General features: G+C 45.6%; 17 protein-coding genes. 5 read left to right on the forward strand and 12 right to left on the reverse strand.

Annotation, left to right across the window (positions count from 1 at the left end; all coding sequences use genetic code 11):
- Positions 1-48 precede the first annotated feature (48 nt).
- Positions 49-375 carry an MGMT family protein gene (locus A3773_RS01050; RefSeq protein ID WP_067982686.1) on the forward strand — a complete coding sequence of 109 codons (327 nt, stop codon included), beginning with the start codon at positions 49-51 and terminating at the stop codon, positions 373-375.
- On the opposite strand, the gene A3773_RS01055 is transcribed toward A3773_RS01050, so the two are convergent.
- From A3773_RS01055 to A3773_RS01085, 7 genes are all read right to left on the reverse strand, one after another.
- Positions 372-1,376 carry a class I SAM-dependent rRNA methyltransferase gene (locus tag A3773_RS01055; protein ID WP_067981857.1) on the reverse strand — a complete coding sequence of 335 codons (1,005 nt, stop codon included), beginning with the start codon at positions 1,374-1,376 and terminating at the stop codon, positions 372-374. The genes A3773_RS01050 and A3773_RS01055 overlap by 4 nt on opposite strands.
- A gap of 78 nt (positions 1,377-1,454) precedes the next feature.
- Entirely contained in the window at positions 1,455-2,057 is a 603-nt protein-coding gene (locus A3773_RS01060) for a DNA-3-methyladenine glycosylase I (RefSeq protein WP_067981859.1), read from the reverse strand.
- A 36-nt stretch (positions 2,058-2,093) separates the two neighbouring features.
- Positions 2,094-2,525 carry a phosphate-starvation-inducible PsiE family protein gene (locus A3773_RS01065; protein ID WP_067982689.1) on the reverse strand — a complete coding sequence of 144 codons (432 nt, stop codon included), beginning with the start codon at positions 2,523-2,525 and terminating at the stop codon, positions 2,094-2,096.
- An 88-nt stretch (positions 2,526-2,613) separates the two neighbouring features.
- The gene (gene ptsP, locus A3773_RS01070; RefSeq protein ID WP_067981861.1) at positions 2,614-4,848 is read right to left on the reverse strand and encodes a phosphoenolpyruvate--protein phosphotransferase; all 2,235 of its coding nucleotides are present in this window, start codon (positions 4,846-4,848) and stop codon (positions 2,614-2,616) included.
- Positions 4,849-4,870: 22 nt separating this feature from the next.
- On the reverse strand, positions 4,871-5,722 hold the full coding sequence (locus A3773_RS01075) for a mechanosensitive ion channel family protein (protein ID WP_067981864.1): 852 nt from the start codon (positions 5,720-5,722) through the stop codon (positions 4,871-4,873).
- Positions 5,723-6,520 carry a DUF432 domain-containing protein gene (locus A3773_RS01080; RefSeq protein ID WP_067981867.1) on the reverse strand — a complete coding sequence of 266 codons (798 nt, stop codon included), beginning with the start codon at positions 6,518-6,520 and terminating at the stop codon, positions 5,723-5,725.
- An 11-nt stretch (positions 6,521-6,531) separates the two neighbouring features.
- Complete coding sequence (locus tag A3773_RS01085; RefSeq protein ID WP_067981869.1) at positions 6,532-7,884, reverse strand: magnesium transporter; 1,353 nt, start codon at positions 7,882-7,884, stop codon at positions 6,532-6,534.
- Positions 7,885-8,333: 449 nt separating this feature from the next.
- Between A3773_RS01085 and A3773_RS01090 the strand changes: the two genes are divergently transcribed.
- Entirely contained in the window at positions 8,334-9,296 is a 963-nt protein-coding gene (locus A3773_RS01090) for a ketopantoate reductase family protein (RefSeq protein ID WP_067981873.1), read from the forward strand.
- Between the two features lie 16 nt (positions 9,297-9,312).
- Here A3773_RS01090 and A3773_RS01095 read toward each other — a convergent pair whose 3' ends face one another.
- From A3773_RS01095 to A3773_RS01105, 3 genes are all read right to left on the reverse strand, one after another.
- A complete protein-coding gene (locus A3773_RS01095; protein WP_067981875.1) occupies positions 9,313-11,286 on the reverse strand; it encodes a diguanylate cyclase in 1,974 nt (657 codons plus the stop codon).
- A complete protein-coding gene (locus A3773_RS01100; protein ID WP_082800508.1) occupies positions 11,286-12,248 on the reverse strand; it encodes an ABC transporter substrate-binding protein in 963 nt (320 codons plus the stop codon). The genes A3773_RS01095 and A3773_RS01100 overlap by 1 nt, the downstream gene beginning before the upstream one ends.
- A gap of 139 nt (positions 12,249-12,387) precedes the next feature.
- Positions 12,388-12,972, reverse strand: a complete 585-nt coding sequence (locus A3773_RS01105; RefSeq protein ID WP_067981879.1) for a TetR/AcrR family transcriptional regulator — start codon at positions 12,970-12,972, stop codon at positions 12,388-12,390.
- Between the two features lie 171 nt (positions 12,973-13,143).
- Here A3773_RS01105 and A3773_RS01110 point away from each other — a divergent pair, with 171 nt between their 5' ends.
- Both A3773_RS01110 and A3773_RS01115 read left to right on the forward strand, forming a co-directional pair.
- Positions 13,144-13,683 (forward strand): carboxymuconolactone decarboxylase family protein, encoded by a 540-nt coding sequence (locus A3773_RS01110; protein ID WP_067981882.1) that lies wholly within the window; start codon positions 13,144-13,146, stop codon positions 13,681-13,683.
- A gap of 81 nt (positions 13,684-13,764) precedes the next feature.
- Positions 13,765-14,442 carry a haloacid dehalogenase type II gene (locus tag A3773_RS01115; RefSeq protein WP_067981886.1) on the forward strand — a complete coding sequence of 226 codons (678 nt, stop codon included), beginning with the start codon at positions 13,765-13,767 and terminating at the stop codon, positions 14,440-14,442.
- Between the two features lie 63 nt (positions 14,443-14,505).
- On the opposite strand, the gene A3773_RS01120 is transcribed toward A3773_RS01115, so the two are convergent.
- Together A3773_RS01120 and A3773_RS01125 are read right to left on the reverse strand one after the other, a co-directional pair.
- Positions 14,506-15,381 (reverse strand): AEC family transporter, encoded by an 876-nt coding sequence (locus A3773_RS01120; RefSeq protein WP_067981889.1) that lies wholly within the window; start codon positions 15,379-15,381, stop codon positions 14,506-14,508.
- 60 nt (positions 15,382-15,441) lie between these two features.
- Positions 15,442-16,191: an AraC family transcriptional regulator gene (locus A3773_RS01125; protein ID WP_067981893.1), complete on the reverse strand. Its 750-nt coding sequence runs from the start codon at positions 16,189-16,191 to the stop codon at positions 15,442-15,444.
- 166 nt (positions 16,192-16,357) lie between these two features.
- Here A3773_RS01125 and A3773_RS01130 point away from each other — a divergent pair, with 166 nt between their 5' ends.
- Positions 16,358-16,945, forward strand: coding sequence for a 2-hydroxychromene-2-carboxylate isomerase (locus A3773_RS01130; RefSeq protein ID WP_067981895.1), 588 nt, complete (start codon positions 16,358-16,360; stop codon positions 16,943-16,945).
- The last annotated feature ends 26 nt before the right edge of the window (positions 16,946-16,971 follow it).

Here is a 16,971-nt window from a genome sequence, read left to right on the forward strand (position 1 = left end):
GTATTAGCATCCCTAAAATCCATAACCCTATGAATAATGAGCGCTAAGATGGAGCAAAAATCCACGACTGAACCGAGCTATCAGGAAAAAATATGGCATGTTGTTTCCATGATACCTAAGGGCTCTGTAGCAACCTACGGCCAAGTAGCTGAACTGGCTAGCTTACCCCGTATGGCACGCGCGGTTGGACGTACATTAAGCCAACTGCCCAAGGATACGCAGCTGCCCTGGCATAGGGTTATCAATGCAAAAGGGATGTGTTCATTTCCTGCGGAGAGTGAAGCTTACATGCGCCAACGGGATAGATTAGAGGAGGAAGGGATCAGTTTTATCAATGGCAAGATTAAACTGACCTCCTATCAATGGCGCCCTTAAAGGTGCAGCACGGCGATTTTTAATGGCGACTGGCCATCGGATGATGGAAAATCCGCTTCCGGTGGCAGTAGCTCTATCGATTTTATCGGCCGTCCCGATTTATCAGCGCAGCGGCGAACCACATCAAGCCACTCATCCATTGAGACTTTCGCAACGTTATTGGTACATATGAGTGTCCCACCCTCTTTTGTCGCTAGCAGGGATGGTTTTAAGACACTCGGGTAATCGCGAATAAGGTCCACCGTACCAAAATGGCTTTTCGCCCATCGTGGTGGATCAAGGTAAACCATATCAAACTGCTGCGCCTCCAAACGGGGAAACGCACGGGGCTTTTGCCCACGGCGAATGCGCTGTTTAACCGGGATGCCGGCAAACTGTTTGGCCGCAGTAAAAAAATCACTCTGTATAAAGCTGATCTGATCCGACGTAAGCCCATTCAGTTCTGCATTTTCATTACCTATCGCTAAATTGCGTTCAGCAAAGTCGACATTCACAACCGTTTTTGCCCCCGCCATCGCGGCACAGACACCGACACCACAGGTATATGAAAACAGATTCAATACGCTTTTATCCGCCGCATGGGCCATCACGTAACGCCGTCCCACACGCATATCCAAAAAGAGGTAAGGGTCTTGCCCTGAATGTTTGCCTTTAACGCGGTAATTAACACCTAGCTCCTGCCCAACCAGGGGTAAGCTCCGTTTATCACGAGCATCTTGGCGACGTGAGTTACTGGCACTGCGGTCGTTATAAATAACCTCTTGCGCAGAAAAGAGCACACTGTAGAACTCACTAACCTGCGCGACTTGCGCTTCATTGAGAGAATCATGGAAGCTTTGAATCAGCAGTTGCGGCCCGTAACGATCAACGGTTAAACCTGCCACCCCCTCATTCGTACCATGAAAAAGCCGATAGCAGTTTGTATCTTCTGCATGAAGGGTTTCAAGCAAAGAGGTTCGATTTTCATAAGCCTGCTGAAGCAAAGATACTAATTCTGACATCTAATCTGCACTACTAAGGTAAAAGGGGCTGTGATTCTACGTGCTCACGGGCGATTAAGAAACGCTTGCGATGGTCACTCACCGTTGAAACGTCTCATGATCGCGTCCGTAACACCAACAGCGAGTCAAATGATCATTCACCAGACCAACGGCCTGCATATACGCATAGATGATCGTCGAACCGACAAAAGACATACCGCGCTTTTTTAAATCTTTAGCAAGGGCATCACTCACATCGGTTGTAACGGGCACCTGCTCAAAACTAACCCAATGATTGATCTGCGGTTTATTATCGACAAAGCCCCACAGGTAATCAGCGAACGAGCCAAACTCTTTTTGTATCGCAAGAAATACACGGGCGTTTTTACGGGCGGAGTAGATTTTAAGCTTGTTTCGTATAATTGAGGCATCTTCCCGTAGCGCCTCCAGCGCATCGTCACTCATCGCTGCAACTTTGGACACATCAAATTGATGAAACGCTTTACGATAACCTTCACGCTTTTTTAAAACGGTATCCCAACTCAGCCCTGCTTGCGCACCTTCTAACACGAGCATCTCAAATAGTTTTTGGTCATTCCGCTCAGGGACTGACCATTCATTATCATGATAGTCAGCATAGTAGTCTTGCCCCGGTTTATTACCGAAACAGCGCATTTTTCCATCGCTCAGAGAAACATCCATTACACACCTCTATCATCAGCGGTAAAACAAAGCCTATTAATCGGCTGCATTATCGTTATGAATCATCTCTTTTTCTTTTTGGTACACCAAAATAGAACCGATACGCAGCAAGCCTAACACTAAAATAAACGCCGAAAAGGCATATAACATGTCGGGCTTTAACTCGTGCTTAAATAGCCCAATGAGCAACTCCCTGATCGTGAAGACAATCGCGGCATCAATAATAAAGGTCAGCCGAAGCTTATGCGATTTAAAATACTCAGTGAGAGAGCGGGACAACTCAACCAACACATAGATGGTTAAAACGTCTGAGATAAAGTCGATGTAATAGCCTGTAATGCCCTCAAACGAGAGGAGTTTACCAACAGAGAAAAACAGCTGTATTACGCCAATAAAGATAGCAATAACAATAAAAAACAGAATAAATCCGAAAACCACGTCTGTCATTCTGTCGAAAATTGTTTTCATTTTATGATCTAAAGACATAAGGTCTCTCAATGGTTAGCCTTGCAATAAGGGAAAGCCAAACGCGGCTTTATAGACAGTTCCATGCACATCACACCCAGCCGATGGTCTCCATATAGCCTTTAACACAATCACGTATCTCTTGTGTTGTATGCAACGTCAGAGCCTGCTGCAAAACCGCATGGGCATCTTTACTGTCAATCATCCTAATGAGTTTTTTAATTTTAGGTAGGTAAGCAGCACCTAGACTCAACGATGAGAGCCCCATTCCTATGAGTAAAACAACGGCTAACGGCTCAGATGCAAGCTCGCCACACAAACTGATCGGTAAACCGGCCGCTTTCGCATTTGTCACCGCACGGTTCACCTCATGCACAACCGCTGGATGAAGGGGGTCATAAAGGCTCGCCACCCGCGCATTGTTACGATCAACCGATAAGAGATATTGGCTAAGGTCATTGGAGCCGATAGAAACAAAGTCCAACTCCTCAGCCCAAAAAGGTATTTGCGAAATCGCCGCAGGGACTTCAATCATACAGCCAATCTTTGGCGGTTTAACACTGATCCCCTCCTCTTCCAACTGCTCTAACGCATTACCCACCAGTAACTTAAACGCTTGGATTTGCTCTTTAGCCGATACCATCGGTATCAATATATTTAACTCACCGCTCATACCAGCAGAGAGCAGCATAGAACGAATCTGCGTTAACAGAAGGTGCGCATTATCTAAGCCAAAACGAATACCGCGCCAACCTAAGGCGGGGTTCATCTCATCCTGTATAGGGAAATAGGGAAGCTGTTTATCCCCACCAATATCCAGAACACGCATATAGATAGGGTTGTCAGGAAACGCGGAAAAGATCTGAGAATAGATCTGCACCTGCTCATCTTCCGTGGGGAACGCTTGGCACGTCATAAAGGGGATCTCAGTTCGGTACAAACCGATCCCTTCTGCCCCACTGTCTACACTGGGTTTGATATCATTCACCAAACCACTGTTAGCCATCAGCCTTATTTGAACACCATCGACGGTTTCCGCTGGCAGCCCTTTAAGCTGTTTAAGCTGTTCCACCTCTTTGCTATTCTTTTTACCGGCCCTACGGTATTCATTACAGATCGCTTTACTGGGGTTTTGAATCACACACGCGTTATCTGCATCCAGTACGATGCGTTCACCCTGAACAAAACGGTTATTACGCCCAATCCCAAGTACCGCAGGAATACCCAACGCATTAGCGAGTACCGCCGTATGGGATAAGTAAGATCCATTAACACACACAATGCCCGCGATAACGCCGGTAGGAAACCTAGCAATATCGGTCACACTAATATCGGAGCCCAGCAGAATAACCGGTTTTTTGGGTAGGTCTGTGTCCTCACGTTTAACGGGGCCGTTATAAATAGCGAGAATCTTGTTGCCTAAATGCAAAAGGTCATCCGCTCTCGCCGCTAAATAGGAATCATCCATCGCCCGAAATGAATCAGCATAAGAGTACAGCGCGCGCTTCAGAGCGGTTAAGATATTTGCGCCCGAGGTAATTTCCGACTCAATCATCATGTTGAGAGCAGGATCCAAAAGCAGCATGCGGTACGCATCAAAAATGCCGGAAATACTGCTATCACCTAAGCTTTCACTCAGCAGCTCTTTCTCTTCATTTAGACTAAGAACAACTTTCTCTCTTAACGATACCCACTGCGCTAATTCAGCGTTCACATCCTTACACTGACCGGCCTGTATTTGATCAAGACTAACCGATGACAAGGTATAGACGGGAGCAACCGCAATACCGGGAGCCCCTTTAACACCGTTAATACGGAGGTTTAAGCGTTTTTTACCTTTACCTTTTAGCAGCATCACGTTCGGCACAATGGCCGCTAAGTGGGCAGCCATGGTCACTAAAAGCGCTTCATAATCTTCTGAAAGTTTTTCTTCCCGTCGGTTTTGTACAACTAACCCACCAACACTTTCACCTTGCCGAACTAAAGGGACACCGCAGTAACTCTTAAACGCCTGCTCGCCCGTACTCGGGATAAGTTCATAGCCCCTTTCCGTTGCCGCATTAGCCACATTAATTAAATGCTTGGAGCTAATGACTCGCCCGATCAAGCCCTTACCCTCACCCAGCGAAATAGGGTGATCAGCTTTCAAACCATGGGTTGCATAGAGCGTAGGCTCACGTTTTTCATTTAACAGATACAAACTACAAACGTCGATCGAAAACAGATCACTAATAGAATCAACGATCAATTTGATCTGTTTTTCCGGATCTACTTCATTACTAACGCGATTTATAAGCTTGGAGATCTGGAATACGACATTATCCATCTGATATCCCTTAATAAACTAGTTACTTACCACTGGGGCCTTTATCTACCACAGCGGGTTCCACCATCTGAATTGGAAATGGCTTAGTATGCTCCCCCACATACATACTGGTATGGGGAAACGGTATTTCAATACCTGCCGCATCTAATGCCTTTTTACACGCAATTAACAGCTCACTTTTAGCATCTTTAAGCTCAGCTCTAACCACCCAAACAGACAGTTGAAGATCCACTGACGAGGCGTTAAACATAGTTACAATGCAAAAAGGATCTGGATTGACCAGCGCCCTAGGATGATGCAGCGCCGCCTCTAACAAGACGGTTCGAGCAGTCTCTATATCTTCGTTATAGGCGATACCGATAACAAGGTCTACACGACGTATAGGAAATCGAGACATATTGATAAACGTGGTCTTAATTAAGGTTTCATTAGGCACCCGAATCATCACATTATCAAATGTCCTCAACTTGATGGACAGTAGGTCGATCGAAATTACCTCACCCGAAAACTCATTGAGCTTTAGAACATCGCCGACCTCGAACGGTTTTTCAGCGATAAGAAACAAACCACTAATCAAGTTAGACGCGGATGTCTGCGAGGCAAAACCAACCGCAACCGATAACACACCAGCCGCCCCCAACAGCACGCTCATACTAAAGCCCAGCTCTTTTAATCCCGACAAGAAAAAGAGCATAAACAGCAAATAGAAAATCAGCATGCTGCCTAATAACTGATGATGGGTACTTAACTTATTATCACTCAGCTTACGAAACAGACGCGATGCTAATTTAGCAATCACAAAGCCCGCCACAATAAAGAGAATGGCTCTAACCCAAGCGAGCAACGCTATACTTTGTAAAAATTCAGGCATCATTTATCCCATTATCAACTTCATAGCCGTGCGTAGCCTACTGGATTGTTTTGAATCTCTCGCGGTCGAGATCTTTGTACAATCCCCTAACTCGTCCGGTGGTTTCTGTGAGGTCACGATCACGGTTTCACCGGTTGAGGCATCCATCCTAAACCGAACAGACTCTGTCCAATAACCGGCGGACTCTGAATAAAACAGACTCAACATATTTAAAGGTAATGACAGCCGCTGGATCGTTAAGGGTGAATGATTACTATCATTCACAATTTCTAACGCGGTAATCGCCCGATGCACTTTACGGCTAACCTGACTTAGTTCTGAAGGCGCAGCGGTTTTAGTGCTATAACACAGCGCCCCTTCTATGGTGGTACTCCCGACCCAACTCATACGCGGTACAATAGCAGGATACTCCGTCATCACTTTTTGCGTATCAACCGTTTTTAACTGCACCCATAATGACGTGCTCACATAAAGTACGGCCCGCCCTTTAGGGCCTAACTTAATCGGCCTATCCGCATTGACTTGGTAGGGCTTATCCGCTAACTGTAACTCAATATAAACTGACTCCTCTTCGGGGCCGCTATACAGGCGTTCTCCTACGCTCACGCCGTCGGGTAACTGCTCTATTTTGCCTAATGCTTTGCATAAAGCGGGTTTATCTCTGTCTTGATAGCTCACCGCCGTCAGCAGCTCGTTACCATTTTGTTGCAAAAAAAGCGTCAGATCGCCCAGTGACATTGAATACCACTGTTTTTCATCTAAATTCAATTCTTGTTGAGCGGGCTGATCAATTATGTCCATGATGTATCCCATTAAAGAATCAACAACGTGCCTAACCCAAGGAACGTCACAAAACCCACCACATCTGTCACGGTCGTTAACACAACAGCACCGGATAACGCAGGGTCAAACTTACACTTATCTAAGATCAATGGGATATAGACACCCGATAACGCAGCCACCAGAATATTCGCCATGACCGCGATACCGATCACTAACCCAATCACCCCACTTTCAAACCAGTACCAGGTAACAACACCAATCACCGCCGCCCAACCCACACCATTAAACAGCGCAATACCCAGCTCCTGCTTACTTAAAGCCCAGGAGTTCCTAAAGGTCACTTGCTTAGTCGCCAACCCTCGAATAATCAGGGTTAATGTCTGGCTACCCGCAATCCCCCCCATTGAGGCGACCACCGGCATTAACACCGCTAACGCCACCACCTGACTCAGTACAGTCTCAAATAACCCAATGGTCCATGAAGCCAAAAACGCGGTGAGTAGATTCAGGCCTAACCAAACCGCACGCTGCCGTGCGCCTTTAAACACAGGTACAAAGAGGTCCGCCGATTCAGTTAAACCCACCTTCGCCATCAACTGTGATTCAAAATGCTCCTTCATAATCCACAACGCAGTCGCTTGGGTAATACGCCCCACCAGCCTGCCGTCGTTATCCACAATCGGCAGTGAATAACCGCCCGAATGTTCAAGCGTTTCAGTCGCCGTGATTAATGGATCAGTGCCAAGGACGGTGATAGGCACCGTTTCAATCATCCCCCTAACCATCCGCATAGGGTCTTTTTCTTTCAGTAGCATAGACACGGGGATCACCCCCAAAAAAAGTCCCTGCTTATCAACCACAAAAACCTGATCACACAGATCAATCGTAGCGCGTTTAAGTGCGCGTAGAGCATCTCTCGCTTTAGCGTTGGGGGGAATAGTCACCAGCTTATGATCGGCATAACGTCCAATATGCTTTTCATCAAACTCAGCCGCGCCTTGATACCAACTTTGCTGTTTAGAATCTAAATAACTAAACGCTCTTTCAATCTGCTCTTCGGTAAGGTTATCCGCCAGTTCAATCAGGCATTCAGCATCCAGTGACCTTAAAATAAGATCTAAGGTACTTTCATCCATCGCGAGAAAAATAGAATCTCTCGCCTGGTAGCGCATACCTAGCAATACCGATGTTTTTAGCTCATCGGGGACCTGAAGCCATCGCGCACAACGGGCTTCAATCGGTAAGGATTCCAATAACAGGCTGAGCTCTGTCGGTACTAATTGCTCAACCGCATGATCAAACACGACCGATTGGCTCTCTTCAGGGGTATGTAGCTGAGATACAAACCCTTCGAGATCTTCCTTTTTGTCTATTTCACTCATTCAACAGCCTAAACAATAAAATAATTGATATCGAGGTTATGGGGCTCAGCCTATGTCTCTCCCAAATAACCTAAGATGTAATAAATAACACGTTTTAAATGACCTAAACCTTACCCATTGTAGGCCCAATTATTGACATGACTCGCTTTCATTTAATGACTCTATTTATAACCGCTAAATCATTGCTATGCGAGAAATAATCAGGCTTAGACTGTACATGGATTGCGAATAAACCCTACAATTAAATTTGCTATTTAGCTACGCTTATCAGCGCGAGGAGGATAATCGCCTCAGCATTACGCCGCCTCGCCATTTTGAGCACACCACTGCATCAAGTATAGGCATAAACCGCTACACTTTTGTGCCAATAAAGCCGGCAACAGATAGTCTTTTAAAAACAGATGAAGTCGACACAGCAACACGACAACGTAGATATGTAGGTATAGGTTATGAACATTGCAATTTGGGGTGCCGGCGGCATCGGTTGTTACTACGGTATTAAACTTAAAAAGGCAGGTCACCACGTCACATTTATTGCACGCGGTGAACACCTTAACGCGATGCAAACCCAAGGTCTTACCTTGCAACATGCCTCAACCACATACCAAGGTCCCGTTGATGCGATACATCAATCAACATGGGCCAACAACTATACCTGCAATGATTTTGATCTGATTATTTTGTGCCTTAAAAGCACCGTCACCGCGACCGTCATGGATGAGATGTCCGACTGGCTAAAACAAGGTACGTGCCCACTGCTTTCCTTACAGAACGGTGTCGATAATGAAGCACAGATTGCTGCTATCATCGGCCAAGAAAGAACATTAGGTGGACTAGCGGTTAGAATCGGCGGGCATATCATCACACCCGGCCATGTCGAGGTTGACGGTGTAGCGCAAGTTATATTTGGGCAATGGCCTAACAGCCAGCATAGTGTGGATAAAAACCAATTAACGCAGATCTATAACTTATTTACTGCGGCTGATATTGATACAGAGTTAAGCGATGATATTCGTCAAGCCCTATGGCGAAAACTACTCATCAACAACGGGGTCAATCCACTGTCTGCCCTGACAGAGCTCGACACTCGGCAAATAACATCAGATCCTCAGCTAAGCCGCACAGTTTACACTATGATGGAGGAGGTCGCCCTTGCCGCGCGCTATGACGATGTCTCGCTGAGCAAAGAGGATATCGATGAGATGTTCACACTGATCAGTAATTTTGATGCCATCAAAACCTCCATGCTGGTCGATTTAGAAAAAGGCAAACCCTTAGAACGTGATGCGATTAGTGGTGCGGTCATCAGGCGCTGCTTAAAACTTAATACCCCCGCAACGACAACCGCGCTCATTGATACTTTATTACGTATTAAATGCGATAAGCTCAACGCGCAACAGCCAGCTCCTTAGCCACTTATCACCGTTTCTAACGATGACAGGCCGTCGCTTTAGCAAACCCACGGCCTAATGCTTTAACCTCGTACAGTGCTTGATCCGCCTCAGCCATTAACTCACTGAGCGTTTCAAGCCCGTCACTGATATCTGCTACACCGATACTTAAGCCAAAATTCAACTTTTCGGCCTCAACAGGCACCACTTCAAGTTTTGCCACATCAGCAATACGGTTTGCAATATGTAAGGCGGTCGCTTTATCCGTAGCAGGCATCAATATACCGAACTCTTCCCCACCTAAGCGAGCAAGCAGATCCGCATGCCGTATATTACGTTCCAGAAAAGCAGCGATCTGCTTTAACACCTGATCACCCGCATGGTGTCCATATTGGTCATTCACCCGTTTAAAATGATCCGCATCAATCATTAAAAAGCTTAACCCATTACCACTGAGTTTTGCTTGCTCAAACATTGTTTGCCCAAACTCCAAAAAGCTTCGTCGATTATAGAGGTTCGTCAGACTATCTTTCGTGGCTAAAACCTCTAATTGCTGACTATAAGCATCTTTCTCCGCTTCAAGGCTTTTACGCGAATTAATATCCATATTAATCCCTGAAAGACGCCGGGGGTTCGCCGCTTTATCTCGCTCTACAATTTTACCTTGCGTTAAAACCCAGACCCATTCACCACGCTTATGCCTCATCCTGAGCTCTTGCTGATAATGGTTATTTTTGCCTGCTAAGTGCTTATTTAGCTCGTTTTCTACCGCTGCGATATCATCTGGATGGATCAACGCTTTCCACGCATCAACGGTAATCGGCATCAACTCATCATAGGTATAGCCAAGCATCTCCGCCCATCTATCATTAATTTGTACATGCCCCGTTTCAACATTCCAAGTCCAAGTCCCGACCTGTGTCGCCCAAATAATCTCCTCTAACAGGCTTCGCTCGACCGCTAATTCATGCTGTGTATCCGTTAACTTTTGATGTCCACGTAGCAAGAAAAGGTAACCCATAATTAATGACAGGAGCAGCGTGATCGCCAGAATAATTGACAGTTTATACTGCGCCCAAACATCCCCAAGAGAGATGGTAAAATCTTGATCAAATGGCGGTAACCGTTGGGTTCTAAGTAACGAAGTAATACTGGAATAATTTTCAGGAATATCAAAACCACCTATTTTCATCGCCTGCGAGTAAGCATCTTCTGGCGCTAATTTAAGTAATTCAGCAACAACATACTTCGTAACCTCGTTATCGTTATAAGGCAGCGCAGCAAACGGCCATTCAGGATAAAGCGTTGTGGAAGCGATCAGAGGAAAAGCGTTAAGCGACTGTTGATTAATAATTTTAATTTGATCAAAAGAGAGCGCTCCCTCGGCGACCATTTGCTCTAGAATACCCGTTCTAACAAACCCCACATCAGCATCGCCCGACAAAACACGCCGCACCACATCATCTTGGGAGCGGCCGAACGGCATAATATCAAGGCTATCGCCGATCCCTTCATAACGATGTTCTAAGGCATAAGCTTGACTCTGATAGCCCCCTAAAGAGAAGTAACTCACGATCGCCACTTTTTTATTGTGAAGATCCGCTAAATCGGTGATCGAACGGTTATTTGCCTTAGTAAAAATAACCCCACCAAACGATTTAATAAAACGCCCACCGGCTTGGTTAATCATGGTCAAGGTCGGGGAAGACAAGCCATAAAGCTCTTGTAGATATACATAAAAGCTGGGATTCACTAAAACGTACGCGATACTGCGGCTGGCTACCGCGCTTTCTAACTCATCAAAATAATAGGCTTTAACGTTAAAGGTATGGGTTTCGCTCTTCTCATTTAATAATTCAGCTAGCGGTGCCCAGCGTTCATACACATCAGCTTTATCCCTAGCCGCCAGCACACCTATCATAATTTCGTCGTTCACCAATGCCAACGACGCCGGGCTATAACAGCACAGCGCAAGATAAATACCGACTAAAAACCCTGTCAGCCTACCCATTAGGGACTAACAAAACTAGGGTCGACTAGGTTATCCACATTCACCTGCGACTCGATTAAATTCGATTGCAACATAACGTTTATTATTTTTTCTCCCACAGACTCAAGCTTAGAGGGGGTGCCGTTCATCAAACGTTGATTATGCAACGGGTTAGGTAAAAGAAGCCCTTCATAGAGGAAAGGGACTTGATCCGGCTCAACACCTAAACGTGGCGCCATCCGATATAGGGCATCTTCACGTTGCGATTCAAAATGGTGAAGTGCTTTGAAGTGTGCCTCGGTTAAATGCTGAATCTGTGTTTGCTTATGTAGCGCCTCTTTCCTTACCGCTAACACATCCAAAATCATCTCAGGCATCGAGCGACTATCAAACACTTTAATCCCCCCCGCCGTCAGTAGTTTTCGGGCAACCGGTTCATAGGTAATAACACAATCAACACGCCCATCGAGCCATGCTTGCTCTTGGTCATCTATTGTTAACTCAACAATAGAGACATCCTCCCTCGTTAATCCAGCCACCTCTAAAACTTGGCTCAAAACAACCGCCCCCAAGGCTGAGGTTTCAACACCAACTCGCTTACCTTTAATATCAGACAATGAGGAAAATTCGGTTCGAGAAATAACTTGATCCGCTCCCGCTGAAATATCAAAAACCGCCACAATTGAAAGCTCCACGCCTTCAGATCGCGCACGGATGACCTCATCCAATGTCAGCGCGGCCGCTTCGACCTCACCCGCTTTGATCAACCCAAGCGATTCACTGGCTGAATAGGTATCGACAAGGGTTACTTTTTCATGATCGAGCCAACCTAATTGGTCAGCAAGAAACATAAACTCATAGCCGGGCCAGACATGGCTTGCGGTAATCAGGGGCTCTTTAGCGCTGGAGCAGCTTTGCAGCATAGGGAACAAAACTATAAATGCAGTTGCCCAAAAAAACCGTTTAAAATTCCATTTTTTCATATGTGCCACGTAACGAGGATCAGTAATACAAGTGTAGATTAATAGTCCGAAAATAGCTGGTTACTGGCAAGTATCTAACACATTAAAATCAAGTGTTGGGCGTATAAAGCAACATCACCTTTAATGCTTGCCTATGTGGTTACTGTATACAGGAGAACGCATCGTCTATTAATTGATCAATACAGTCATTGTCATCATTTGCGCGCATGTACGCACGCAATCCAATTACTTGAATCTGCAAAAACTGCGCTAAACGCCGAGTATCACTGGATGCACTAATCTCACCTTGGGCTTGGGCCCGTTTTAGGACCGTTTCAATCCCCTGCTCCATCATGTTTAATAACTGCTTTGACAGCGCTAAAAGATCAGCATTCTCATCGGTTAACTCAGAAACGGTTTTAACTAACATACAGACCTCACTCGGAGCACCGTTCTCCTGAGGGCGTTTAATAATCGATTTAATAAACAATTTTAATGCGTTTAAAGGCGACGAAGCTTGCGCCTCACACTGCTGCATAAGCGCAATATTTGTATTGGTGTAGCATTGTAAGGCCTCTTTAAATAACCCCTCTTTGCTACCAAACGCTGCATAAATGCTACCCGGCCGCATATCTATATGATCTTGCAGGTTTCGCATAGAGGTTGCATGAAACCCCTTTTCCCAAAATAGATTAGCGGCTTTTTTAATGACCTCTTCTCTATCATGTTTTATCTGATTGACCATTGAATTACACACCGAGTAAACAGCTGAATATATGATGAAATATTATCTTGAACATTCATTCAAGTCTAGCTAAGATAACTCCGTGAACAATCGTTCAAGAAGAAAAACACCCATAAATCATAATAGATTGAAGATATGTCTATTTTATAGAAACTATTTTTAGGGAATGCTATGAAACCTTTTACGCTACACACGATGGAATCAGCACCAGAAGCCACTAAAACGCTCTTTGAAACATCACTAAAGAACTTTGGGATGATACCGAACCTGCATGCCGTACTTGGCGAAGACCCAGCAACACTGGAAGCATACCAACGACTACATGAACTGTTTCAGCAAACAGCGTTTGATGCAGAAGAGCTTACTGTTGTATGGCAAACCATTAACGTTGAACATGACTGTGGATACTGCTCACCGGCCCACAGCATGATTGCCAATATGATGAATGTAGACCCAGCGATTGACCGTGCGTTAAGAAACCAGACAGAGATGCCAACTAAAAAGCTTCAGGTATTACATGAAACCACGCTTTTAGTGTTGCGCAACCGTGGCCTGTTAAGCGATGAAGCGCTAGAAGCATTCTATGCAGCAGGTTATGAACAGAAGCACATACTAGGCATCCTACTTGGCCTATCACAAAAAGTGATCAGCAATTACATCAACCATATTGCAAAAACACCGATCGACGACGCTTTCAAAAAGTTTGCCTAAATAAGCAATGCACTAAGTCCGTCGCTCAATCAGGGCAAACTATACTGAAAGCTATAGAATGCCCTCCTAATAAATAGGTTTATGGTGATACAACAATCCATTGGTTTTGACGTATATGGAACCCTTGTCGACCCCGTCGATATGGGTAAACACTTAGCGCAACTTATCGGTGATAAAGCCAACGCGTTTGGTCAGCTATGGCATGATAAAAAAGTGGAGTACGCCTTTCTCCGAGCACTCATGCAGCAATATGCAGATTTCAGTGTATGTACCTTACAAGCACTCCGTTACTGTATGCTGGCGTTTAATATTGAGCTAACCGAAGATGAACAACATCATCTGGTCAGTGAATTTGCAAACCTTGACGCCTTTGACGACGTTATTCCCGGTTTGATTAAACTGCGCCAAAAAAACCACCGGTTAGCCGCGTTCTCTAACGGCCCAGAAGTTGCCGTCCGTAAGCTGCTCAGTAATGCCTCGGTTTTACCCCATTTAGACTCAGTAATTAGTGTAGATGACCTAAATACCTACAAACCCAACCCTCAGGTTTATCAGTATTTAATGAAACGCACCCACGCAAATACAGAAAATAGCTGGATGGTCTCCAGCAACCCTTGGGATGTAATTGGTGGTAAAGCAGCGGGCTTAAAAGCCGCGTGGATAAAACGGGATTCACGTAAAATATTTGACCCTTGGGATATAGAGCCAGACTTAATCGTTAACAACCTAATTGAGTTCAGCGAACAGATCGATACTTGATTAACGACTTCCCCCTTAGAGAGTCGCTTGAGTTTACTCGCAAGCGACGCCTCTTTTTTTTACTTAAAGCACATACCATAATAAAACAGGTAGCGAAGCAAACCCCATAAAGGTAGATACAATAACCAACCCTGCCACCTCCTGTGGCCGTTGATCGTAAAGCTGCGCAAAAAGATAACTAAAGACAGCGGCAGGCAACGAACACTGTAAGATAACAACTCCGGCAGCGGGCCCCGTTAAACCCATGCCCCACACAATGCCCAAGCCAACACCAACCCCCATTCCCAACCTCAAAAGCGAGAGGCCAAACGCGGTTTTTAAGCCTCTAATTTTAAGGCTAGCCAGTGAGACGCCTAGCGTAAACAGCATAAGAGGAATCGTTAGATCACCGATCAACTTCGTCGTATTAAAGAGCCACTTAGGCACCTCTAGCCCGGTAAACAAAAACAGCGACGCCAACAATGTTGCCGGAATAATGGGCATTTTAAGCAGTGACATTAAGGTGAACTTACCAGACACAAACGCAACCCCAACGGTTAACTGCAACACAACATAGACCGTAAAAAATGCGATCCCCAGTGCCAACCCTTCATCCCCAAAAGCGAGCAAGCACAAGGGCAAACCAACATTACCCACATTTGGCCAGCTCAATGCTTGTAAAAAAGCGCGGTGAGGTAATTTAAGGAGCGCAAGAACCGCTCCCCCAATCACAACAAAAGCCACATTAGCGATCAGCGCAGATAACCCCATCCGCCAAAGGTGGGAAACATCCAACTCCACCGTTGCCAAGGCATAAAAAACCAAACTTGGCGTACCGAAGTAAGTAACAATGGATGTCACCAAACCGGTATCAAAATCTTTACCACTCTTCGACCAACCATAGCCAATCGCTACACAGACAAAGACAGGCGCCAAAATGGAAAAAATTTCTGAAAACATAAATCGACAACCTAAAATATTAAAAAAGTAAATGTAAGCCCTTTAGAGCCACGTTACCACTCAACGTGCTTGCATACGGTACTGGGAAGGGCTGCAATGGTACTGTTTACTAAAAGCACGACTTAGCGCCTCTTGGCTCCGGTAGCCATAACGCAATGCAACCGCCTTTACTCGCTCCCCTCGGTCTAAATCCTTACATACTAAAGCCAAACGCCACTCACGAAGGTATTGGGCAGGGTTTTGTCCCACACACTGCTTAAAACGCTCCATAAACTGACTCCTAGACAACCCCGCAACATCCGCTAGATCTTCAATATGCCACTCAAACTCAGGGCGTTCATGAATCGCCACAATCGCACGACAAATACGGTCATCAGCCAACCCCGCTATCAACCCCTTTTTATCAACATGGGATTGAATCGCGTGACGTAATAAAATAACGACCAGCACCTCAAATAAGCGCTGAATAGTTGTCGTGCGACCACAACGCGCCTCAACAATCTCACCTAATATCAACTGACTAAGATCTTGGACTGAACGGGCTTGATCAACCGTTAACGATATCTGCTCCGGCAAAGCCCGCACTAGTGGATTTCCCTCCCCTCCCATATCAATGGCAGCCGCCACAATCAACTCCTCCGCCATCACATCAACGGCTTCAGGTTTCACCGGCCAAAATACAATACGACTGAGCGCCCCACTCGCAACGCAACCAAATAAAAACAGGTTAGCATCACGGATATCACTCACAATATTAGCCTTTAATTCAAATCGAGATATTAAGGCTGACAGACGATCCGGCTTACTCATTAAACCCCTTATGCACACTGAACATCTAAGTAATACCGGACTATAAGTCATATAAAAGAGACTTTTCAAGATATTTTATCCACTATCATCTAAGTCTATTCACAGCACAACCGTTGATCGATGGGTATATGACTCACGACTAAACTTAACCTTAGGAATGTTCAGTATGGAAATCGACTACTACTTCACGAGCCTTTCACCTTTTACCTACCTTGGCCATCAACGCTTTTTACAGATCGCCAAAAAAGCCAACGCAAAGGTACATTTCAAACCGGTAAAACTAGGTGAAGTTTTTGCTGAGTCCGGCGCCACACCCTTACCCCAACGCCCAAAAAGCAGGTTGGATTACCGCTTAATTGAACTGGGACGCTGGGCGAAGAAACGCGGCCTGCCGATCAACAAGCAACCAAGCTTTTTCCCAACCAGCCCCGTTTTAGCTGACAAGTGCGTTATTGCGCTTCAAGCCTCAGGGGTAGAAGCCGGAGCAGTCATTGGCCAGATCTTAGCAGCCTGCTGGGAACACGAAAAAGACATCGCCGCTGAAAGCACCCTCAAAGAGATCCTCAATGCACACAACATTGATGCGGATGCACTACTCGCAAGCGCACAATCCCCAGCCATTGAAGAGATCTACACCAACAACACCCAAGACGCCATTAAAGCCGGCGTACTCGGCGCCCCTGCTTATGTATATGATGGCGAACAGTTCTGGGGACAAGACCGGTTAGAACTACTTGAAGAAACGTTGGGGTAAGCGCTAAGGTACGGCGGGACATGGGG

It is taken from the genome of Neptuniibacter pectenicola, assembly GCF_001597735.1.
Taxonomy (GTDB): Bacteria; Pseudomonadota; Gammaproteobacteria; order Pseudomonadales; family Balneatricaceae; genus Neptuniibacter; species Neptuniibacter pectenicola.